1 protein-coding gene is annotated in these 318 nt (G+C 59.7%); it reads left to right on the top strand.

All coding sequences use genetic code 11. The annotated features are described in order from the left end of the window. On the top strand, positions 1–318 hold a 318-nt coding region (locus tag KQX66_RS39185), incomplete at both ends, for a GDP-mannose 4,6-dehydratase (protein ID WP_216798464.1).

Genomic DNA, 318 nt, shown 5'->3' with positions numbered 1-318 from the left:
CCATTACTGGCAGCCGTTGGCGGCGGAGAAGAAGCAGGCTTTCCGCTTCCATCATATCTCCACCGACGAAGTGTACGGCGATCTGCACGGCACTGACGATCTGTTCACCGAAACCACGCCCTATGCGCCGAGCAGCCCGTATTCCGCCTCCAAGGCGTCGAGCGATCATCTGGTGCGCGCCTGGCTGCGCACCTATGGTTTGCCGACCCTCGTCACCAACTGTTCGAACAACTACGGCCCTTATCACTTCCCGGAGAAGCTGATCCCGCTGGTTATCCTGAATGCCGTCGCCGGTAAACCGCTGCCGGTATACGGCAA

Origin of the sequence: Paenibacillus oleatilyticus, from assembly GCF_018998565.1 — a bacterium.
Taxonomy (GTDB): domain Bacteria; phylum Bacillota; class Bacilli; order Paenibacillales; family NBRC-103111; genus Paenibacillus_G; species Paenibacillus_G oleatilyticus.
Note: the sequence above shows the minus strand (reverse complement) of the source record. Positions and strands in the feature narration are given on the sequence as shown.